Source organism: Virgibacillus sp. FSP13 (assembly GCF_054048505.1).
On sequence record NZ_JBSVKG010000001.1, the window covers coordinates 373,336 to 395,260 of the forward strand.

Annotated in this window: 18 protein-coding genes and 2 pseudogenes; 15 read left to right on the top strand and 5 right to left on the bottom strand. The window is 40.6% G+C overall.

Translation table 11 applies throughout. The features are described from left to right. Positions 1-11: 11 nt before the first annotated feature. Entirely contained in the window at positions 12-2,006 is a 1,995-nt protein-coding gene (locus ACW2QC_RS01585) for a beta-galactosidase (RefSeq protein WP_457542220.1), read from the top strand. Positions 2,007-2,676: 670 nt separating this feature from the next. Continuing rightward, positions 2,677-5,225: pseudogene (locus tag ACW2QC_RS01590) on the top strand (rhamnogalacturonan lyase). A gap of 427 nt (positions 5,226-5,652) precedes the next feature. On the opposite strand, the pseudogene ACW2QC_RS01595 reads toward ACW2QC_RS01590, so the two are convergent. After that, positions 5,653-5,760: pseudogene (locus tag ACW2QC_RS01595) on the bottom strand (glycerophosphodiester phosphodiesterase); the annotation flags it as partial. Positions 5,761-6,010: 250 nt separating this feature from the next. On the opposite strand from ACW2QC_RS01595, the gene ACW2QC_RS01600 reads away from it, so the two are divergent. The 3 genes from ACW2QC_RS01600 (at position 6,011) to ACW2QC_RS01610 (ending at position 8,566) form a co-directional block, all read left to right on the top strand. Then, the gene (locus ACW2QC_RS01600) at positions 6,011-6,988 is read left to right on the top strand and encodes a tetratricopeptide repeat protein (protein WP_457542221.1); all 978 of its coding nucleotides are present in this window, start codon (positions 6,011-6,013) and stop codon (positions 6,986-6,988) included. A gap of 165 nt (positions 6,989-7,153) precedes the next feature. Further along, the gene (locus ACW2QC_RS01605) at positions 7,154-7,867 is read left to right on the top strand and encodes a copper homeostasis protein CutC (protein ID WP_457542222.1); all 714 of its coding nucleotides are present in this window, start codon (positions 7,154-7,156) and stop codon (positions 7,865-7,867) included. A gap of 243 nt (positions 7,868-8,110) precedes the next feature. After that, complete coding sequence (locus tag ACW2QC_RS01610; RefSeq protein ID WP_457542223.1) at positions 8,111-8,566, top strand: hypothetical protein; 456 nt, start codon at positions 8,111-8,113, stop codon at positions 8,564-8,566. Positions 8,567-8,819: 253 nt separating this feature from the next. Here ACW2QC_RS01610 and ACW2QC_RS01615 read toward each other — a convergent pair whose 3' ends face one another. Together ACW2QC_RS01615 and ACW2QC_RS01620 are read right to left on the bottom strand one after the other, a co-directional pair. Then, a complete protein-coding gene (locus tag ACW2QC_RS01615; RefSeq protein WP_457542224.1) occupies positions 8,820-8,960 on the bottom strand; it encodes an HAD hydrolase family protein in 141 nt (46 codons plus the stop codon). 81 nt (positions 8,961-9,041) lie between these two features. Next, entirely contained in the window at positions 9,042-9,938 is an 897-nt protein-coding gene (locus ACW2QC_RS01620; RefSeq protein WP_457542225.1) for a glycerophosphodiester phosphodiesterase, read from the bottom strand. Between the two features lie 158 nt (positions 9,939-10,096). On the opposite strand from ACW2QC_RS01620, the gene ACW2QC_RS01625 reads away from it, so the two are divergent. The 5 genes from ACW2QC_RS01625 to ACW2QC_RS01645 are packed head-to-tail and all read left to right on the top strand — an operon-like array spanning position 10,097 to position 15,865. After that, positions 10,097-11,137, top strand: coding sequence for a hypothetical protein (locus tag ACW2QC_RS01625; RefSeq protein ID WP_457542226.1), 1,041 nt, complete (start codon positions 10,097-10,099; stop codon positions 11,135-11,137). A 49-nt stretch (positions 11,138-11,186) separates the two neighbouring features. Continuing rightward, entirely contained in the window at positions 11,187-12,227 is a 1,041-nt protein-coding gene (locus tag ACW2QC_RS01630) for an ABC transporter substrate-binding protein (RefSeq protein WP_457542227.1), read from the top strand. 15 nt (positions 12,228-12,242) lie between these two features. Continuing rightward, entirely contained in the window at positions 12,243-13,364 is a 1,122-nt protein-coding gene (locus ACW2QC_RS01635; protein ID WP_457542228.1) for an ABC transporter ATP-binding protein, read from the top strand. Continuing rightward, entirely contained in the window at positions 13,361-15,061 is a 1,701-nt protein-coding gene (locus tag ACW2QC_RS01640) for an ABC transporter permease (protein ID WP_457542229.1), read from the top strand. Before ACW2QC_RS01635 ends, ACW2QC_RS01640 begins: the two co-directional genes overlap by 4 nt. Before the next feature lie 27 nt (positions 15,062-15,088). Next, the gene (locus ACW2QC_RS01645) at positions 15,089-15,865 is read left to right on the top strand and encodes an HAD-IIA family hydrolase (protein ID WP_457542230.1); all 777 of its coding nucleotides are present in this window, start codon (positions 15,089-15,091) and stop codon (positions 15,863-15,865) included. Between the two features lie 135 nt (positions 15,866-16,000). On the opposite strand, the gene ACW2QC_RS01650 is transcribed toward ACW2QC_RS01645, so the two are convergent. Both ACW2QC_RS01650 and ACW2QC_RS01655 read right to left on the bottom strand, forming a co-directional pair. Beyond that, complete coding sequence (locus ACW2QC_RS01650; protein ID WP_457542231.1) at positions 16,001-16,561, bottom strand: Uma2 family endonuclease; 561 nt, start codon at positions 16,559-16,561, stop codon at positions 16,001-16,003. A gap of 70 nt (positions 16,562-16,631) precedes the next feature. Further along, on the bottom strand, positions 16,632-17,525 hold the full coding sequence (locus ACW2QC_RS01655; RefSeq protein ID WP_457542232.1) for an Rpn family recombination-promoting nuclease/putative transposase: 894 nt from the start codon (positions 17,523-17,525) through the stop codon (positions 16,632-16,634). Between the two features lie 335 nt (positions 17,526-17,860). On the opposite strand from ACW2QC_RS01655, the gene metA reads away from it, so the two are divergent. The 5 genes from metA (at position 17,861) to ACW2QC_RS01680 (ending at position 21,435) form a co-directional block, all read left to right on the top strand. After that, complete coding sequence (gene metA / locus ACW2QC_RS01660) at positions 17,861-18,769, top strand: homoserine O-acetyltransferase MetA (RefSeq protein ID WP_457542233.1); 909 nt, start codon at positions 17,861-17,863, stop codon at positions 18,767-18,769. A gap of 231 nt (positions 18,770-19,000) precedes the next feature. Further along, positions 19,001-19,423 carry a nucleotidyltransferase substrate binding protein gene (locus tag ACW2QC_RS01665; RefSeq protein WP_457542234.1) on the top strand — a complete coding sequence of 141 codons (423 nt, stop codon included), beginning with the start codon at positions 19,001-19,003 and terminating at the stop codon, positions 19,421-19,423. Further along, positions 19,408-19,722 carry a nucleotidyltransferase domain-containing protein gene (locus tag ACW2QC_RS01670; protein WP_457542235.1) on the top strand — a complete coding sequence of 105 codons (315 nt, stop codon included), beginning with the start codon at positions 19,408-19,410 and terminating at the stop codon, positions 19,720-19,722. Before ACW2QC_RS01665 ends, ACW2QC_RS01670 begins: the two co-directional genes overlap by 16 nt. A 404-nt stretch (positions 19,723-20,126) precedes the next feature. Further along, a complete protein-coding gene (locus tag ACW2QC_RS01675; protein ID WP_457542236.1) occupies positions 20,127-20,234 on the top strand; it encodes a putative holin-like toxin in 108 nt (35 codons plus the stop codon). Between the two features lie 247 nt (positions 20,235-20,481). Continuing rightward, positions 20,482-21,435 carry a nuclease-related domain-containing protein gene (locus ACW2QC_RS01680; protein ID WP_457542237.1) on the top strand — a complete coding sequence of 318 codons (954 nt, stop codon included), beginning with the start codon at positions 20,482-20,484 and terminating at the stop codon, positions 21,433-21,435. Positions 21,436-21,925 lie beyond the last annotated feature (490 nt).

Consider the following 21,925-nt stretch of genomic DNA (forward strand, 5'->3'; position numbering starts at 1 on the left):
AGTTGATGTAATTGGATAAATTATATTATGGTGCAGCATTGTACCCCGAACTTTGGAATGAAAATATTGTTGAAAAAGACATTAAACATATGAAAAGTCTGGGTATGAATTTAGTAAGGTTCGGTGAATTTGCTTGGTCCACTTTTGAACCGGAACAAGATTGTTTTAATATGGCAATGGTAACAAAAACACTTGATTTACTAAAAAAGTACAACATGGACGCTATTATATGTACACCGACTGCAACACCGCCAATTTGGATGACACATAATCATGAGGAACGATTGCATCATACAGCTGATAAAACACCATTAGCGCATGGCTCCCGGCAACATATATGTACAAATAATGCTTTTTTTCGTGACAGGTCCAAAAAAATTACCGAAAAAATAGCTTTAACGGTAAAAAACTATTCGAACGTTATTGCTTTTCAATTAGATAATGAATTTAAATGCCATGTCGGTCCCTGCTATTGTGAAAACTGCAGAGAATTATGGCATGACTGGCTAAAAAGAAAATATGGATCAATTGAGGAATTAAATGAAAAGTGGGGTACAAAAGTGTGGAGCCAAACGTATTTGAACTTTAGCCAAGTTGTACAACCAATTTCAACGCCATTTATTCATAATAGTTCGCTTATTAATGCATATCAAGAATTTTCTTTAGAAAAAATTGCAGAATTTGCTAATGAACAGGCGAGTGTTATCCGAAATATCACTGATATTCCGATTACTCATAATTCAAGTTTGGGATTTGATTTAGATAATGAACTTTTATCACGCAGTCTTGATTTTATAAGTTATGACACTTATGCAACATACGACAACTATGCCGAATTTATGATGAACAATGATCGTTGGCCTAATATTAAGGAGAGTAATAGAAAATATATGTTATTAGAAACTAGTACTTCATATAATGGTCACACCCATGAGTATGGTCGGCTTCATCCAAAGGGATATGTAACTGCCGAAGCTTTCGCTACATACGCGTCAGGAGCACAAGCCTTCAATTATTGGTTGTTTAGAGGACAAAGAACCGGCTGTGAACAACCCCATGGTTCAGTTGTAAGCTCTTGGGGAGAACCAACAATTGGTTACCGTAACGTGGTTGATACTTCAAAAATGTTAAAAGACATTAAGCCATTTCTACACAGTACGGAACCATCTGAAGTAAAAGTTGCAATTACTTATTCGGACAGAGCTCGTTCCTTTTTTGATAGTGAACCAGGCGATGGATACAATTATAAAGATATGATGACTGAGTATTATAAGAATTTTTTAGAATTAGGAATAGAAAGGAAGTTGGTACCAGAAAACTTTAACCTTGAAAAGTGTTCGGTATTATTTACTCCTTTTGTTCATTATATTTCCAGTGAGTTTTTATCTAGAATAAAAACCTTTGTAGAAGAGGGAGGAATTTGGATAGCGGGACCGATGACGGGGGATCGGACAAAGGAACATACCTGGCATATAGGAAGTGGGCTAGGAGAGTTGAGCAAATTTGCAGGTGTAAAAGATATTATTCAATTTCCTGCAACAAATAGCATGAATTTTGGGGAGAGCTATGGTATTACAGCTGAACTGGGGATGATGAGTCATGTATTTAAGCCAGATGATGGAACAAAAGTAAAAGGCTATGTTAAGCAGGGGCAAGCAGAAGGCAATGCTTTTATTACAGAAAAACAACTAGGAAAAGGGAAAATAGTTCTTGTTGGTTCGATGCCAGTGGGTTATGAAGGTAAGCTTATATGGCAAAAAGTAATTAGAGATTATACGAGTAATCTGGATCTTACAAATGATTTGATACTTGATTCTGGTATAGTTGTTATTGCTAGAAAAAACATAAGAAATAACAAACAACAATATTGGTTAGTAAATTTTACAAATGAAGAGAAAGGGTGGAAATTAACTGCTTCTTTTTATGACCTTCTTGAAGATAAAGAAGTAAAGCCGGAAAAGTATTTGCTTCCACCTTTTGCTTATAAAATTTTGGAAGTCTTATAAGCAACCTGACAATTTACTATAGGGATTTTAATGATGAAACATAATTATGTAATTTAACAGGGCAGAGGGATGCATCTTTGCCCTTTCTATTTTCGATAAGAGAAATGGGCTAAGCTTCTCCCTACTATGCTCTTTTTCTCCAAAAATAAAACAGATGAAAATCATTTTCTCTAACTGAAATTATTGATTTTGCAATCCTCCAAATTCTTAGGCCTAAGCTAACTTTGAATTAACCTTTCTTTGCCTAGCGTTTTCACTACTATTAATCACTAATTCAGTTTTAGCTCTTCTGGAGGATTAATAGTTATTTTTTCATTGAATTTTCACTTTTAAGGATTGGTCAATGGAGGAAAAGTTGCGAAACAATATGCTTCGTAAGAGTAGTAAAAATGCCATAAAAACTTTTAATTCGTAAATACAATAGAAATTAAAAGTAAATATAGTCTAAACAAAAATTCAAATGGAGAAAACGTTTACAAAACAACATAATTAGAGTAGAATTCAGATAAGAGGCAGTAATTATATAATTTTAAAAAGTGTTACATTAATATCGATGTTTTCTTTTTGAGTGTAATTCATAATGTAAGCACTTACTGTTTAAATAACCATTATGGTTTTAATTTATATATACACTTGGTTATTTAAAAAAAATATAAAGGAAGGTGGTCCAATGCATGTAAAAGGTGCTCCAATTGTAAAAGTGATACTGATCTACTTTTTAGTATTGACTTTAATATTTTCAGGTATGATTAATGTTTCCGCTGAGAAAAGTAATTGGGGAAATGAAGGTGCCAAATTGGAAAATCTTGATAGAGGTTTGATAGCGGCTTCTACATCTGAAGGCGTATTTCTTAGTTGGAGATTATTGGCGAGTGAGGTGACAGGGTATTCCAAAACAGGTTTAACTGGTGCAAACTTTAATGTCTATCGAGACGGTAAAAAAATCGCAACTGTGAAAAACAGCACTAATTATTTGGATGAATCCGGAAGAGGAAAAGATGAATATTATGTAAAAGTTCTAGTTGATGGAAAAGAGGTACATCAGAGTTCGCCCGTTACCCCTTGGGAAAATTCTTATTATGATTTACCGCTGCAGAAACCTGAAAATGGAGTGACACCAGACGGGGTCACATATTCTTATCATGCAAATGATATGAGTGTCGGGGATGTAGATGGTGACGGGCAATATGAATTTTTTGTAAAATGGGACCCTACAAACTCTAAAGACGTGTCACAGGTCGGATATACAGGGAAAACGTATATTGACTGCTATGAGTTTGATGGATCCGGTATAGAATTGACCTTGGTGTGAATATCAGGTCGGGTGCCCACTATACACAATTCTTGGTTTATGATTTTGATGGAAACGGAAAAGCTGAGCTAATGTTAAAAACCGCACCCGGAACAAAAACCATAAAGTTTGATCAGAAAGGCAATGTTGTATCAGAAGAGTATATAACGATGACTCAGGACGATAAAAAGGCCGGTTACAGTCATCAGGATGACTATCGGATGAGTAGTGAAGATTACTATGATCATATTGTAGAAGAGTTTATGGGGTGGCATGAACATAAGCAAGTGTTAAAAGGAAACTGGCCGGAAACCTTAGAAGAATGCTTTGGTATTGAAAAGCAATATGAATATCCACTAACAAAGGAAGATGCGGAAAACTTAGCCGATTACTTTATCGATGTTTACGCTCCAAATCGAAGCAGTCGCAATGATCTAAGAGAATTCGAAGGTTTTATTCTCGAAGGTCCTGAATATTTAACAGTGTTTGAGGGAGCAACTGGACAAGAACTCGAAACCGTTCACTATAAGCCTGGTCGCCATGACGACGGTTTAATGTGGGGAGACTATGCGATGTCAAGAATAGAACCTGGTAACCGTGTTGACCGGTTCCTTTCCGGCGTGGCATACTTAGACGGCAAAAAACCATATGCAGTTTTTGCTAGAGGGTATTACACAAGAGCTGCTCTGGTCTCTTATAGCTGGGATGGTGAACATCTAAATGAATATTGGAATGTTGATAGTGGTTGGACAATTATGGACAATCCATTTAATGACTCCCCTCATGGAAAATCGGGAACAGACGAGGAATTTGGTTCTATTACAACACAAGGTGCTCATTCAATGAGTGCTGCAGACGTTGATGGAGACGGAAAACAAGAAATTGTTTACGGCGCAGCAACAATTGATCATAACGGGTCATTATTATACAGTTCAATGGACGTAATGCCTCCCGAAAGTGCAGATCCCGGCTCAGTGGCCAGGCTTGGACATGGCGATGCGCTACATGTTACAGATATTGACCCGGATAGGCCTGGATTAGAAATATTTATGGTACATGAAAGTGGAGTACACGCCCCTTATGGATACGCATTACGTGACGGAGCAACCGGAGAAGTAATATATGGAGATTATTCTGGAGAAGACACTGGTCGGGGAATGATAGGAGACATTGACCCTGACAACCGAGGCCTAGAAACATGGGCTATTGGATTGTGGACAGCGAATGGAACAAAAATAAATAATAAAATGCCTGGTACAAACATGAATATAAAATGGTCTGCAGATATGACAACACAAGTTATTAACGGTATAAAATCAGAAACGCCGACCATTGATAATTGGAAAAAGGGAACAGTCCTTAATGCTACCGGAACAAGAACAAATAATGGCACAAAGGGCAATCCAAGTTTAGTGGCTGACATATTTGGCGATTGGAGAGAGGAACTTGCTGTTAGAACAACTGATAGTTCCGCTATCCGTATTTATCTCAACACAGAAGTGACAGAACATAAATTGTATACGCTAATGCATGATCGCCAGTACAGAGCGGGTGTAGCCAGACAAAATACTGGTTATAACCAACCTGCATATACAAGTTTTTATTTTGCATCAGATATCGATTGGGCTAACGTTCCAATCCCAAATGCATGGATTCCAGGCAAGCTTTCTGATTTACAAAATGAAATGGACAAATTTATAGAGAATGATGAATTGACAGGACCCTTGGTAAAACAATTAACGAATTCATTGAAGCAAGCTAGGCACCACTTCGAAAATGGATCTAGGAAAAATACCATAAAGTTCTTGGAGAAATATTTGTTCCATATGAATCGAAAATCAAATCAAGACAATATTTCTCCGGAAGCAAAAAGAAGCTTGACCTATCATACGCAAGAAATAATAAAAATGTATAAAAAGATTGAGTAAGATACACTGTTATTAATATAAAGCTAAGGTCTGTATGTTTATCTTGATCAAGACGAAAAGAAAATCGATTGAGCGGTTCAGGTCGATCGGATACAAGCAAATGGCGATTGAAGTACCAATCCCAAAGTTGAGGGAGAGTAAGTCAAAGCGGGAAAGGACGTGCACTACGAGTCTAGTACGAGGCATTCCGCATCGGCAGGGTGGATCGTGCAAATCTGACTTGGATCTAGCTCAGAGCTCTCGTCTCGGAGACTTAATTCTATTCAGCTGAAACGCTACACCTTACTAGGTGTCCCTGTCCAGGATCCTGCATCGCTAAGGCTGGTGTACTTGCATTCCGTAACAGATCACCGACCTTTCCGACACGGTCAAAAAGAAAAACGAAGCAAAAGCGTCACGTTTGCTTCGTTTTTTGTTTATCTAATCATCAACTCCGCAAAATCTCATTCAACACATCCGGATAGTTCGTAAACATTCCCGTCACATCCCAGTCCAGCACTTTTTCCATGTCCTCTCTGGTATTTACTGTATAAGGGTGCGTAAGTTGGTTTTGCTAGCGAATTTTTTGAATGTATTCCCGGTCGACTTGCACAAATTCCCACCGCGTATTACTCAATCTCATTTAATTTAAGAGTTTTATTAACAAAGAAAACCTAAAAAATTCACCCCTCATAGCTGGAAAGGGATCGAATGAACCTGTCCATCCACCCCATCTACTAGTATAATAGAAAAATGTACTAAAAATTGAGGGAGTGATTGAGGTGCCTGGCGCGCAAATTAATCCATTGTTGATTCAACAACTGACAGGTAAAGATGTAGCAGATATTCCAAGCTCACCAACTCTATCATGGTTACCGGGGAAATATGCTATGCAGATAAATAGAAAAAAGGAAAATATTAAGAAGCATTTTGGAGAAAATTCGTTCATGATAAAGTGTAACAGTTGCGGGCGAAAAGGAAAGTATGATGTCGGGCTGATGATTTATAATCACAGCGAGAAGAAAAATGCTGGTGACCCGGCTAGTAAGATACAAACTACGGGCTATTTCCGCTGCAAACATTGTAATGATGCAGGTAACTGGGAGATGCCAACGCAATTTTCAACCGCTTCTATGGCCGGAGTGCTGGCAAGTGCTGTCGGGGGAATGAAGGATAGATTTGAAATAGGGGAAAGCCGATTGTATGACGGAAGCTGGCATTTATTTAGTTCCGATGGTGAAATGCATCTTTTAAACAAGTTAAAAGAAGACCCGACCAATTCTTTCATTTGGAACCGGCTCGGTAATTTATATGATAAAGGAAATCGCCCAGAGCTGGCGGCGTGTGTTTACGAATATTCTTTACTTATTGATCCTGGTCAATTAGAATCCCATTTTACACTCGGTGGGTTTTTCAGTCAGATGGAAGAGTTAGAAAAAGCTGCTTATCATTATAAACAGTTATTATTAGGTGCCAGTGATTATCAAGCATTGTCTCCAGAAAACTTGCGGGAAATGGTGGCTATTGGCTTACTGGAATTATTTAGCATACATCATTTTACAGATGGGGAAATTCCGTTTTTGCCTACAGGGAAAGAATTAAAAGTGGATGTAATTGAAAAAAATATAAAGAACCTTGACCCAGAAAAAATAGAGACCTTCTATCCATTCGCTGAAATGTATATGGGCGCACAAAGCAAGAAACTACCGGATAGAGTAAGAACATTAAAAATTGCAAAACCAAAAACTAAAAAGAAAAAAAGATGGAAAAAGAAGAAGAAATAGCAGGACAAGGGATGAAGCCCTATCCTGCTATTGTGCTGCGGGTCATAAAGCCGCCGGGACATGGGGACAGGTTCCTTGTCCCGCCGCTAAGCCCCGCCCTCATCGATAACTGAGCTGGGACAACTAACCTGTCCCTGCGTCCCACCTGGGCAAGGAAAATTTTAAATGAAAAGGAAGTTGAGTAATATGAAGCTAGAAGTGATCGCACAAAATGGTCAAGAGGCAAAACAGGCGGAAGAACTTGGCGCTGATAGAATCGAATTAGTATCTGCCATACAAGAGGGAGGATTGACACCAAGCTATGGAACAATAAAACAGGTTCTTCATAGTGTGTCGATCCCAGTTCAAGTGATGATTCGACCACACAGTTATCATTATTATTATACAAACGCCGACCTGCAAATCATTTATGAAGATATTAAGAATGTATTGGAACTCGGCGGGAACGGGATCGTATTTGGGGCATTGAATAAAGACAACACAATAAATGAAAAGGTCCTTGAAAATGTAATGGAGATTTCACCACAACTGGATATTACGTTTCACCGAGCGTTTGACGAAGTGACTTCACTTCACGATGCATATCAAACCTTAACCAAATACAAGCAAAACGTGAAACGAATTCTGACTTCGGGTGGTGAACATGACTGTGTTGCAGGGAAAAGCAAATTGCAAGAACTCGTACACACCGCTAAAAAACTGGATGGACCTAAAATAATGCCTGGATCCGGCCTAACACCTGAAAATATCCAAGACATTCATAAAACAGTAAACGCAAACCAATATCACTTTGGTAAAGCTATTAGAATCGATCAAACACTCGCAAACCCCTTCGACCAAAAGAAAATCACAAACCTAACCAACACACTAAAAAATTAGAGGTGGGACATGGGGACAGGTTTCTTGTCCTATGCATGAAGTGCGTGCAAAGCCTATTCTAGCGGGATTTGGGGACTGGGACACCTAACCTGTCCCCACGTCCCACGGCCGGGGGCTTTTCTTGTTGCGGGTGTGGCTTTGGATTTGAATGGGGTAGGTATTTGATAAAGAATCCTTCAAATATCGACTTTAGCAGTTCGGAATATGCTATACTAGACAAAAGAATAAGAGGAGGTGAATAGATTGGAAAAAGAAGATCAGATCATCGGTATGCTGGAGGCCATCACGGAAAGACTTGATAGTATGGACAAGCGCTTTGATGGTATAGACGTACGCTTTGGCGAAGTGGACAAGCGCTTCGACGGCATAGACGGACGCTTTGGTGAAGTGGACAAGCGCTTTGATGGCATGGACTCACGCTTTGGCGAAGTGGACAAGCGAATGGAAGGGTTTGAACAAAAGCTTGAAATGCAAGGCGAAACGTTGAAAGAGCATGGACAAATTTTGCGTGCTTTACGGACTGGCCAAGAATACTTAAAGGCAGAAATCGATGGCATGAAAGTTTCAAATGCAAAGGAATTCGGCTCTCTGAAAGAAGTGCTGGATGATCATTCCGTAAAACTAGAGCTGGTACGGGACGACACCTGGGCAAACAAAGTGGACATCCATCGTATTAAGACAACAATGGGCATGAAATGACTACTAGATTACCTACACAAAAACACTTCAAAAAAGTTTCTTCAGATTTAAGGGTGGACAGATGTTCATCCTTTTTTTCATAAATCCGACGTTTGTTATGTTGTCCTAATTGAAGAGCAGGATAAGATAACTGAAACGGGCGGAGGGGAAATTCAACCCCACCTTTAAAATCTAACCAATATACCTTTCAATCACATACGCAATTCCATCTTCATCATTTGAAAGCGTCACTTCATCTGCTTTTTTTCATGTCCTAAACTGCATTCCCCATGGCGACACCCTTACCTGCAAATTCAATCATTTCTATGTCATTTTCCGCGTCACCAAAGGCAATTAATTCATTTTGTTGGATATTTATAGTGGGACATGGGGACAGGTTTCTTGTCCCATGCATTAAGTGCGTGCAAAGCCTATTCTAGCGGGATTTGGGGACTGGGACACCTAACCTGTCCCCGCGTCCCCGTTATCTTTTTAATCATCTGCCTCGCAATACATCATTCAACACATCCGGATAGTTTGTAAACATTCCCGTTACACCCCAATCCAATACTTTTTCCATGTCATCTCTAGTATTTACTGTATATGGGTGCATGAGCAGGTTATGTTGACGTACTTTTTGAACGTATTCTCGGTCGATTTTCGTGTGACTTGCACCAATTCCTACCGCGTATTGCTCGATTTTGTTTAATTCCTCATCGGTGATTGTTGCTGGCTCAGAATAAGAGATTAATTGAATTAGCGGTATATTAGAATTCATAGAATGTACGATTGCTAGACTTTCCGGGCTAAATGATTGAATGAGTACTTTGCTTGATGGTGCATTGGGCCCGATTAATTTATATTTGTTTAAAATTCTCAGCAGTTCCTCTTCCATTCCAGGGTATACTTCTGGAGATTTTGTTTCGATATAGTATCGGGATCCACGGCCAAATTTCTGTATTACTTCTTCCAAAGTAGGTACGCTTAGCCCCTCATATCCAGGTTTTGCTTTTTCCGGGTATTTCTCATTGAACCATGAGCCCGCATCAAGCTGTTTAATTTCAGCTAACGTAAAATTTTTCACATAGCCTGTCCCATCCGTTGTGCGGTCAACTTTTTCGTCATGCATCGCGATTAGTACGCCATCTTTTGTCATTTGCAAATCAACTTCGATGTAATTCCCTTTCATTTTTTCACCTAATTCATAGGCTGGCATCGTATGTTCAGGAGCATGTCCAGAAGCACCGCGGTGGGCAACATTTAAGAAGCGATTTGGATTCAGTAATGGCTTGTCCTGTTTCTTAGCAAAAGCAACATTTCCACTAGGTAACAAAAAGATTGAAAAGAATAATAGAATTACTAAACTGAATGCTGTTTTTTTCAAATTCTTCATCTCCCTTAATTTTAGTTGGATTTATGCTACGTCTAAGATGAAAGGTAGAATTAAGCCTCCCTCCCGTAAGTTATTACCAATAATAGACAAATTTCTGAATAATGGAAAGGGTCTAACGATGTAGTTTGATTTTAGTAAATATGTACTGATGAGGGAGTGTGGGCATCGGCGGGAGATCGGGAGCATCGGCGCGAGAACGGAAACATCGGCGCGAAAGCAGGAACATCGGCGCGAAAGCAGGAACATCGGCTCGAGAACAGAAACATCGGCGCCAGAGCAGAAACATCGGCGCGAGAACGGGAACATCGGCCCGAAAACAGAAACATCGGCGCCAGAGCAGAAACATCGTCCCGAGAACAAAAACATTGGCTCGAGAACAGGAACATCGGCGCGAGAGCAAAAACATCGGCCCGAAAACAGAAACATCGGCGCCAGAGCAGAAACATCGGCCCGAGAACAAAAACATCGGCTCGAGAACGGGAACATCGGCCCGAGATCAGGAACATCGGCGCGAGAACGGGAACATCGGCTCGAGAACAGAAACATCGGCGCCAGAGCAGAAACATCGTCCCGAAAGCAGAAACATCGGCCCGAAAGCAGGAACATCGGCCCGAGAGCAGAAACATCGGCGCGAGAACGGGAACATCGGCCCGAAAACAGGAACATCGGCGCCAGAGCAGAAACATCGTCCCGAAAGCAGAAACATCGTCCCGGAAGCAGGAACATCGGCGCGAAAGCAGAAACATCGGCCCGAAAACAAAAACATCGGCGCCAGAGCAGAAACATCGGCGCGAGAACGGGAACATCGGCCCGAAAACAGGAACATCGGCGCCAGAGCAGAAACATCGTCCCGAAAGCAGAAACATCAGCCCGAAAGCAGGAACATCGGCGCGAAAGCAGAAACATCGGCGCCAGAGCAGAAACATCGGCCCGAGAACAAAAACATCGGCGCGAGAACGGGAACATCGGCCCGAGATCAGGAACATCGGCGCGAGAACGGGAACATCGGCTCGAGAGCAGAAACATCGGCGCGAGAACGGGAACATCGGCCCGAGATCAGGAACATCGGCGCGAGAACGGGAACATCGGCTCGAGAACAGAAACATCGGCGCCAGAGCAGAAACATCGCCCCCGCAGCACACAAGCCCCACCGCACCATCTCCCAACTGCTTGTTTTTTTCCCACATAAAACAAAATGAGGCTCATATATTTCTTAGAGAAAGTACCGAAATTAGAGGGGGGAGCTACTTGAAAAAATCATTATCGCTATTCATATCTATTTGTTTTTTGTTAAGTCTCGTGTTGCTTAGTGCTTGTGCTAATGATGATTCATCATCGGACGGTGGAGATGGGGAAGAAAAGCCGATAACGCTTTATTCACCGGAGACTCCGGAGCTTTCGAAAGAGCTGGCGGCGAAATATGAGGAACTTAATGGGGTAAAGGTCAATGTGAATTATGCGGGGACAAATGTGTTGGTCAATAAGATGATGGCGGAAAAGGGGAACCCACAAGCTGATGTCTGGTATGGCGGTGGCGGGATTCTTCCATTTGAAGCGGCGGTAGATAAGGACATTATTGCCTCCTATATTCCAGAGAGTGCAGAAGATTGGGAGGTAGTGGAAGACGGGATTAAAGTGAAGCATCAAGATGGTTATTATGTAGGTACGGAAATGTTTGTGCTTGGATTTTCCTATAATACGGAATTGGTATCGGAGGAAGAAGCTCCGAAAACGTGGGAGGATTTACTGGATCCGAAATGGAAGGGCAAAATTCAATTTCCTAATCCGGCAGCGTCTGGGACTGCTACATTAATGGTGTTAAGTTACATGATGCAGCATGGGGAAGAAGAAGGTTGGGAGTATTTTCAAAAATTGAAAGATCAGGCAAACTCTATTCCTGACTCTGGATCTGGCCCTACAAAAGGTGCTGCGATGGGTGAAGCGCATATTGCAGTAGGCTTTGATTTCATGACTTATGAACATCAGGCGAATGGCGAAACGGTAGAATTTATTGTGCCGGAAAAAACGCCTATTCTTGTTAACCCGGTTACATTAGTTAAAGATGGACCGAATCCTGAGGGCGGGAAGAAATTTATGGATTTCATGCTGAGTAAAGAGGCCCAGCAAATTTTAGCGGATTGGTATCACATTCCGATTAATCCTGAGGTGGAATCAAAGACACCATTATCATTGGATAAAATTAAAAAACATGCTGTCGATTTAGATATCGATTGGGTGAATGAAAACTATGACCGAATTAGGGATGAATGGAAGACGAAAATAAAGTAAAGGAAGCTGATAACAATGGGGTCTGTTGTGGTCGAACAGCTAACAAAGGATTTTTCCGGAGTAACAGTACTAAAAAATATAAACCTTGACATTCAAGAGGGCGAGTTTTTCGCTCTCTTGGGCCCATCTGGTTGCGGTAAAACGACAACAATGAGGTGTATCGCCGGATTTGAAAGGCCAACGAATGGTGTCATCAAAATTGGTGATAAAAAAACAAATGGATTAGCACCAAATCAGCGCAATTGTGGAATGGTTTTTCAAAGTTATGCACTTTTTCCGCATATGAATGTTTTCGACAATGTGGCGTACAGCCTTAATATAAAGCGTCTGAAAGAGAGCAATATGTTTAAAAAGATTGGCATTTACACGAGAATGCTGAATAGTAGGCTTGTGAAGTATCCGAAAGATATCGAGAAAAAGGTTATGGATATTCTGGAATACGTCGAATTAACAGAACATGCAAAAAAGCTAACAAGCGCATTATCCGGAGGTCAGCAGCAGCGGGTCGCATTGGCAAGAGCACTTGTCATGGAGCCTGAAGTATTGTTGATGGACGAGCCGCTATCCAACTTGGACCAGAAACTAAGGCATGCGATGCGGAATACGATCCGGCAAATTCAACAAGATTTAAAAATCACCACTATTTTTGTTACCCATGATCAGGAAGAAGCAATGAGTATGGCAGACAGGGTGGCAGTCATGAAGGATGGGGAAATTTTACAAATAGGCACGCCAACAGATTTATATAGTAATCCAGAAAGTCCGTTCATCGCTGATTTTGTCGGTACATCAAATATTATTCCTGGCAAAAAACTTGATCAAACAGATGGTTATTCCTTGATTGAAATTGGTAATCAAACGATCAAATCATCTGCAACTGCGGATAAAGAAGAGGTTCAAGTCATTATTAGGCCGGAAAATATTAATGTTTTAAAAGAAAACTCAATGGAATATGATAACTCATTTGATGGGGAAATACTATTTTCAACGTATTTAGGCTCAACGGTGAGATACGATATTAAGGTTGGTGACTATACATTGACCGCCGATACGATCTATGAATCTGGTAATCAAATATTGAAAAATGGAGCTTCAGTAAAATTGGGCGTTTCCCCTGAGAGGGTGTTATTGATATGAAAGGCCTGAAGAAAAATTTTACCGGCATTGGAATCATGAAACTGCTGATTTACGGCTTCTTTATTTTATTCCTGATCATCCCACTGCTATCCGTATTTTTGGTCAGTTTTACCGGGGAGCCCATTAATTTCTTTGGGTCACTGATTAGTCTCGATACATTAAATCAAACATTTGATCAATTCAAACATGCGACTCTAGATAATTTTAAATCGGTTTTTTCCAATGGATCGTATTTTAAAGCGTTGATGAACAGTTTGTATTTATCGCTATTGGTCTCAGTAATTGTATTAATTGTTTGTGTACCGATTGCGTATGGAATTGCTCGTACGAAAATGCCGTTTAAGCGGACGATTAGCGCGTTGTGTACGGTCCCATTAATTGTTCCAACGTTCATTTCAGCATACGCGTTTATCATTATGTTTGGCCGGGCCGGATGGGTGACGTATATCTATCAGGCGCTAGGTGGGGAAGGATTTTTAGTTGATCCGTATTCATTTACCGGAATTGTGCTCGTCCAGGTGTTTTTCTTTTTTCCATACGCACTTTGGCCGATGGTTGCCGCATTTAAAGTGAGCGATGTTTCATTAGAAGAAGCGTCAAGAAGCATGGGATCGAAAAGCTGGTTGACATTCTTTACAGTAACCTTTCCACTCGCTATTCCGGGTATGCTTTCCACAGCGTTAGTCATTTTTGCCGTTAGTTTTTCCGATTTTGGTACGCCAATCATTCTCGCACCAACTGATTTAAATTTGCTCGTTGTTGAAGCATATCGCGAAATAGCCGGATTCTTCAACTGGGGAGGCGCGGCAATTTTAACTGTCATCATGATTGCAGTAGCTGGGTTTGTTTTTTGGCTGCAAAATGCTTTCTTCAAAGGGAAAGATTATGGCTCCGTATCCGGAAAACCAAAACATATGAAATTGAACAATAATAAAGTGCTAACGATCTCGTTATCGATTTTTTCCAGTATTGTTGTGCTTGTTCCGCTGTTGGCAATGCTTACTGTATTCATGCAGTCGATTGCCACGACATGGGGAGTGGAACCATTGCCTTCCGGATATACGTTAGATCACTATAAGGATATTTTTACAAATTCACTAGGTAATATCCAAAATAGTATTATCCTTGCACTCGGCGCATTGTTATTGAGCATTATCATTGCGACGTTTGTTTCTTACTTTGTGGTACGGCAAAATTCCACCGGCCTGGATTTCATGACAACCATCCCACTGATCGTCCCGGGCATCGCATTTGGTATCGCTTTGATCCAGACGTTCAATACGGCACCATTGCAGTTGACCGGTACAGCGGCGATTTTAATTATCGCATATACCATCAGGCGGGTTCCGTATATGATCAGATCGACGGTGGGAACGATGAAATCTATTAAAGCAGATATTGAAGAAGCGGCTGTAAATCTAGGCGCTTCCACACTGACAGCAGCTATTACAGTGATTGGGCCGCTCATGTTGCCAGGCATTGCAGCAGGGTCGATATTGGTTTTTGTGACAGTTATCAAAGAAACGAGTATATCCATTTTAATGGCTCCCGCCGATTGGGCCCCGATGAGTCTAGCTATTTTCCAAAACATTTTACGAGCTGAATACTATTCCGCTGCAGCAATGTCAATTATTCTGATCGTTTTAGTGTTGGTCCTGCAAGCATTAGCAAACCGATTTTCACGAAATCAATCGTAGAACGTGTTTTGTTAGGGGGAAAGGAAAATGGCTAGGGGGTTTATTTTTGATTTGGATGGAACGGTTTATTTAGATAACAAGTTAATTGCCGGTGCTGCCGAGGCGATTAGTTATTTGCGGAAGCGTGGCGACAAGGTCGTATTTTTGACGAATAAATCAATTGCGACCGTTGATAATTACGTGGAAAAATTAAATCGGTTGGGAATTGGTACGGATCGAAATGAAGTTGTCAATTCCAACTATTTGGTTGCTAGTTATTTAAAAGCTAAACTAAAACAAGATGGCAAGGTGCTAGTTATTGGGGAACAGCCACTTTTTGATGAATTGCGACGATCTGGTATTGCCATAACGGAAAATAGCAAGGACGCAAGCTATGTAGTTCTAGGCTGGGATCGGGAGTTCACTTATGAAAAATTAAACCATGCGTTTCAAGCCTGGCGAAACGGCGCACGAGTCATCGCAACGAATCCCGATCGAACTTGCCCGATTACAGGCGGGCAAGTTCCAGATTGTGCCGCAATGATCGGTGCAATGGAAGGTGCCACAGGTGAGAAGGTTGAGGCCATATTAGGCAAACCTTCCCGAGATGCAGCCCATTTTATTGTGTCCGATATTTTAAAGCTCCCCCGTGAAAACTGTTATATCGTTGGCGATCGGTTGGAGACAGATATTAAGATGGGACTGGATTACGGGATGCAAGCAGTCCTTGTTCTAACCGGTATTACTCGGCATGATATGGTAGAGAGATCCCATATTAAACCAACCGTGATTTTGAATAGTATTGAGGGTGTGGTGGATTTGTAGTGGGACATGGGGACAGGTTTCTTGTCCGTCCGGCGTTATGGATGTGAGCGAGTCATGGGGATAGGCCATTGTCCACTCGTCGCTTTTGGTGCGGGTGTGGGTGCGGCATATGGATTATTGGCCTGTCCCCGCTATTTAAGAAAATAAATCTCCTGCCTTTACCTCAAAGTCATTACAAACATTTGATTTTGCAGTGCCCTCAGAAGAAATTAGATTCAATTGATATTCTCCCTTTTCATCTAAGGAATAAATCATTATATTGTTCAACAAAGGGTTAACAATCCAGTATTCCTTAACACCATATTTCATGTAAAGGTTTAATTTCGTGACTAAATCGTGAGCTTGATTAGAGGGACTTAAAATTTCAATGATAAGATCTGGGATGCCTATATATTCATTATTTGTAAACCCATCCGGATCACATACAACAAACAAATCAGGAACTACTTTTTTCTTTTCATCTGTTTCCCTTTTTTTCAGAATAACATCGGTTGGAGCGGAGAATACCTTGCATTTTTTATTTTTGAGTAAAATGTATAACTCGCCATGAAGAAACGAAGAAATTTCTTGATGCTTCATACTTGTGGAGGGTGCCATATACACTAAACCGTCTATATATTCTAATATTTTATCTGTTTCATTTTGGATCTTTTTAAAGTCCTCAAATGTAATTTTCTTTTTCACTTGTAAACTCATTCCCCTCACCATCCTATTGAAAAGATATACCGATACATAGTGCTGTAATTACGTATGACTTTGACCAAAATCACTTTTCACCTTTTGCTAAACGCTGAATCTCTCCCTTCTCCAAATGCGTAACTTCCGCAATTAATTCAACGGACAATCCTTTCTTTAACATTTCACGCGCTACCTTCTTCACTCCAGATTGTTCGCCAATTTCCTTCCCCTTCTCAATCCCTCTTTCTTCATACGAAATCGGCAATTCCAAAATTTTATCTGCATCGTCCAGTTGTTTGATCTCCTTCACTACTTCTTCCTCCTCACTTTTATTCAATGTTAGGTACGTTTCGAAAACGCCATGAATCAGTCGTTGTTTTGCCGGGTCCAATTCCATCCTGGCCATCATCTTCAAAAACTCTATTTTTACCTGTACCCTTTCTTCATTCGTATATCCCATTTTGCTGAGCAAGGCAGCTGCGACCGGATTATCCGATTGAATATAGTTTCTCCAATTCTTTTTTCGTAAATGCAGTGTCATGTAATGAAAAGTGAGAACGTGAAAGAAGGGAAAACCCATCGTATATTCATCCTTTTCCCAATTTTCATCGTAACTAAATACGGCAATAGGGATGATTGGTTTTCTGTATCTATTATACAACAGACTGAAGTAGCGAAACATCCGATCATGAAAATCCGTTTGAGTTGTGCTTTGTGGCTCAATGTGAACGATAATGATCGTATCCGTGCCCTTTAGTTTTGTTTCAATGACGATGTCTAATCTCCTTGTATTCCCTTCCAGCAAATCGGTATAAACTTCTTCTGAAAATGGCTTGATGGACTGAAAATCGATGTTGCGGTGAACTTCAGGGAAATATGCTTCCAGAAACTCTTCGAAAAATGTGTGGATTAATTGTTTGAATAGTTGATCATGCTTGGTGTAGCTAGTGGTATCTTCCTTTACTAATGTTGCTACAGACAAATTAGCACATCCTTTTGCAGGGTTATGAAGTGGAATTGACGTGGTGTGAATATTCTATTAATAGTATAGCAGACAAATGAGTGGGGAACAAGTGTTTTGTTATTTTTTTTCGAAGTTTACATCACTTTCTCCGTTTTGGGATAACTATTCTGACCTTATGTTCCATAACACTGCCTGGGACAACTAACCTGTCCCCGTGTCCCACTTCGCATCCGTTGCCCTGCCTATGCCCGCGCCTGGGACAACTAACCTGTCCCCATGTCCCACTCTTGTTCTAATCTTCTTTCAATTATATAATGGGGTTTAGAATCTGATGTTAGGGGAGAGATGTTGTTTTGCCTATTAATGTGCCTAAAAGGTTGCCAGTGCGGGATGAGTTGAAGCGGGAGAAGATTTTTGTGATGGATGAGGATCGGGCTGTTACGCAGGATATTCGTCCGCTTAATATTTTGATTTTAAATTTGATGCCGGAAAAAGAGAAGACGGAATTGCAGATTTTGCGGTTGCTTGGAAATACACCATTACAAGTGAATATTACATTTTTACGGATGGCAACGCATCATTCTAAAAATGTTAGTGAGTACCACCTGGATACGTTTTATAAGACGTTTGACCATGTTAAACAACAGCGTTTTGATGGAATGATTATTACTGGGGCACCGATTGAACAGCTGGATTTTGAGGATGTCGATTACTGGAATGAGTTAACGGAAATAATGGATTGGTCCAAGCAAAATGTGACATCATGCTTACATATTTGCTGGGGAGCACAGGCGGCATTGTATTATCATTATGGAATTGATAAATATGAGTTGTCGAAAAAGCGCTTTGGCATCTATAAGCATCGCATCTTAGATCGATCGAAGCCGCTTTTACGAGGATTTGATGAAGTATTTCATGCACCACATTCACGATATACTGAGGTTTCAAAGGAAGCGATTGAACAGGATTCACGCTTGTCGCTGCTTTCTACTACATATGATGACGAGGCGTTTATTATCATGTCCAACGATGCAAAACATATCATGATCACCGGGCATTTGGAATATGACGCTACGACACTTGCAGATGAGTACACGCGTGATATTGATAAAGGTTTGGATACCGAAATGCCAAAGAATTATTTTCCCAATAACAATACCGATGAAAGACCGCTTAATACATGGCGGTCGCATTCCCATTTGTTATTTTCCAATTGGTTAAATTACTATGTGTATCAGCAAACGCCTTTTGTTTGGGAGTAGTCGGCTAACTTGTAGAATAATGTTAAAATTTCCGGAAATTCATAAGTTATTTCCCGGGTAATATTTTGTCAAAAGATGATAGCTAATGATGAAACTATAGATGAAGTGTATGTGAGGAATTATGACAGTGTCTATCATATGGAGATGGATTTGTCGTTATTTCAGTGCTAATCTATTTATAATTATAATAAGCTTTTATAGGATTAACATTTAGTGAGGTGCTTGATAAGCATGGAACCGTCAAACGAACTACGCTGGAAGCAGAGGTTTGAAAACTTTGAAAGGTCTTATAAACTGTTAGAAAAATATGCCAATGAACCTATAAAATCCGAATTAGAACGAGCGGGCATCATTCAATTTTTTAAAATGACATTCGAACTATCATGGAAGGTCATAAAGGATTATTTGGAAGCACAAGGCTATATCATTAAGAGTCCAAGAGATGCAATTAAGCAGGCATTTCAAATTGAATTAATTGATGATGGTCATGTTTGGTTGGAAGCCTTGTCTAAACGAAATTTGACCACGCATACGTACGATGAAAACGTAGCAAAAGAATTTGTAGAAGAAATTACGACAATGTATTTGCCAGCCATCCAAGCGTTGTATAGGAAATTATTGAAGGAATGGTGGGGGCCATGTTTGGATTACTAGACCGGGATGTTGACCTAATTGTAAGAGCATTAAAGCATTTTGAAGAAACTGATCAGGCAATTATTTTTGGCAGTCGAGCCATTGGTAGTTATAAAAAAGGGTCGGATGTAGATATTGCCATAATCGGGGAGAAGGTTACAAGGAAAACCATATCAGATCTGGATATCTTATTAAATGAGGAATATCCGCTGCCTTATTTTTTCGATATCCTGGATTATAAGGCTGTTGGGAGTGAGAAGTTAAACGTTCATATTGATACGGTTGGGGTTGAAGTATATTCAAGAAAAGATAAATGTTAACTTTTGGCCCCCTAAAAAAGAAGTAATCGCTCACCATCCCAAGGCTAGCGATTACTTCTATTGTCCAGTCACATTTTAGCTTGCCAACTGCTCTTTATGCAGTTTGTAGTTGCTAGTATCGGGTAGTTAGCGCTACTCGATACTTCATTCTAATTTAATATAAATATGTTTTATTATTCTGTCAAATTAATTTAAAAATGCACTAAGATGGACGAGCTGCTTGAAAAAATGCGGGTAATGGAGGTGATATTTATTAACATTGTGATACAGCAATCAAAATCACGAACCTGTATTCTGATTTTTCTGCCAATCTATCAAAGCTTATGATATAATATAAACAACTACATAGGTATAGTGAGCGGTTGGCCATCTCCTTTATCCGTAAAAAGGAGGGAGGTGGTAGGATGACGACATATGAAGCATTAAGTTTAGTAGCGCAATTTAGTTTATCATTTGTTGCTACACTTACACTAATTGTAACTATTGTCGTCTACCTGGAAAAAAAGAAGTAATCGCTCACCCGTCCAAGGCTAGCGATTACTTCTATTGTCCAGTCAGATTTTAGCTGGCCAACTGCTCTACATGCAGTTTGTAGTTGCCAGTATCGGGTAGTTCACGCTACTCGATACTTCATTATAAGTATATTATAATTTTATTTATTTATACTGTCAAATTATTTGGATTTTGCGAATAATAATTGTATGATTACTTGAAGGTTAATTTTCCTCGGCTTTACAATTTTATAAAAAGGAGCATAACATGATTATAAGACGACGCCCCAAACCACGCCCGCTGGAAAAAGTAGAAGCACTTATTCCAAGAATCCCCTCCCATTTTAAACAATTAGCTGATTTACAACAAGACGCTGCAAAGAGACTCAAAGGATATATTGGTGAAAAGAAAGTCGATTATCATCTGGATCAGCTCGCTCACAGATATACGATTTTGCATGATGTTTGCCTGAAGACACAGAACGGGAAAACATTTCAAATCGATACTATTGTTATAACGCAACATGCTATTTTCCTTATCGATAGTAAAAATTACACTGGTACCATCACCTTTGACACGATCCTCCACCAATTTACCCGCGATGATGGGGAGAAAGAAACAGGTTATCGACACCCCATCACCCAAGCCGAGAATCACCAACTTCAAATCGAAAATTGGCTCCATGAACATCACCTTCCTAGCGTTCCCATACACTTTTTCATTGCAATCGCAGAACCAAGTACTGTTATAAAAGTAATCGGCGATCGGGAGGCTATTGCAAAAGTTGTCGCACACGGTGAACACGTTCCGAAAAAGCTGATGGAGATAGATGCCGCATACGCTCGCAGTAATAGCGTCAGATTACCAAGCCGCGAAATTGGTGACGCAATATTGCGAGAATGTCAGGAATTTGACGTGGACATCCTCTCGCAGTACGCGATTAAGAAGCAGGATATTATGCCGTGTGTGCGCTGCCCCGGATGTGGGTGGTTGGGAATGGAGCGGATTTATAATAATTGGCATTGTATTAAATGTAATCTTCATTCTCGTTATGCACATAAACAAGCCCTGGCAGATTACTTTTTTCTTATTAGACCATGGATAAGAAATGTGGAATGTAGATGGTTTTTAAAGCTTCATTCAAAAAATGTAGCAACAAAAATATTGAAGGAGGCAAATCTAACACATGACAAAAGTAAAAGAAGGTGGATTCGTAAGTAGGTTTCTTTTGATCTAATAGCGTTAGTCCGTGGAACTTGGGCCGAAGCGGGGACAGCTCAGGCCATAATTGGATGAACTTGGGCCGGAGCGGGAGCAACTCGTGCCATAATTGGGTGAATATGGGCCGGAGCGGGAGCAACTCGTGCCATAATCGGGTGAACTCGGGCCGGAGGGGATCAACTCGTGCCATAATCGGGTGAACCCGTGCCGGAGCGGGATCAACTCGTGCCATAATCGGGTGAACTTGGGCCGAATGAGGATCAACTCGTGCCATAATTGGATGAACTCGGGCCGAAGCGGGTGCATCTCGTGCCATAATCGGGTGAACCCGTGCCGGAGCGGGAACAACTCGGTCCATAATCGGGTGAACCCGTGCCGGAGCGGGATCAACTCGTGCCATAATTGGGTGAACTCGGGCCGAATGAGGAGCACTCGTGCCATAATCGGGTGAACTTGGGCCGAATGAGGATCAACTCGTGCCATAATTGGA

Coding starts and splice junctions, on each gene's coding strand:
- ACW2QC_RS01670 (WP_457542235.1), top strand. CDS start 19,408: ATGTTTGGATTACTAGACCGGGATGTTGACCTAATTGTAAGAGCATTA.
- ACW2QC_RS01640 (WP_457542229.1), top strand. CDS start 13,361: ATGAAAGGCCTGAAGAAAAATTTTACCGGCATTGGAATCATGAAACTG.
- ACW2QC_RS01615 (WP_457542224.1), bottom strand. CDS start 8,960: ATGCATGGGACAAGAAACCTGTCCCCATGTCCCACTATAAATATCCAA.
- ACW2QC_RS01620 (WP_457542225.1), bottom strand. CDS start 9,938: ATGAAGAATTTGAAAAAAACAGCATTCAGTTTAGTAATTCTATTATTC.
- ACW2QC_RS01645 (WP_457542230.1), top strand. CDS start 15,089: ATGGCTAGGGGGTTTATTTTTGATTTGGATGGAACGGTTTATTTAGAT.
- ACW2QC_RS01650 (WP_457542231.1), bottom strand. CDS start 16,561: ATGAGTTTACAAGTGAAAAAGAAAATTACATTTGAGGACTTTAAAAAG.
- ACW2QC_RS01665 (WP_457542234.1), top strand. CDS start 19,001: ATGGAACCGTCAAACGAACTACGCTGGAAGCAGAGGTTTGAAAACTTT.
- ACW2QC_RS01635 (WP_457542228.1), top strand. CDS start 12,243: ATGGGGTCTGTTGTGGTCGAACAGCTAACAAAGGATTTTTCCGGAGTA.
- ACW2QC_RS01680 (WP_457542237.1), top strand. CDS start 20,482: ATGATTATAAGACGACGCCCCAAACCACGCCCGCTGGAAAAAGTAGAA.
- ACW2QC_RS01605 (WP_457542222.1), top strand. CDS start 7,154: ATGAAAAGGAAGTTGAGTAATATGAAGCTAGAAGTGATCGCACAAAAT.
- ACW2QC_RS01675 (WP_457542236.1), top strand. CDS start 20,127: ATGACGACATATGAAGCATTAAGTTTAGTAGCGCAATTTAGTTTATCA.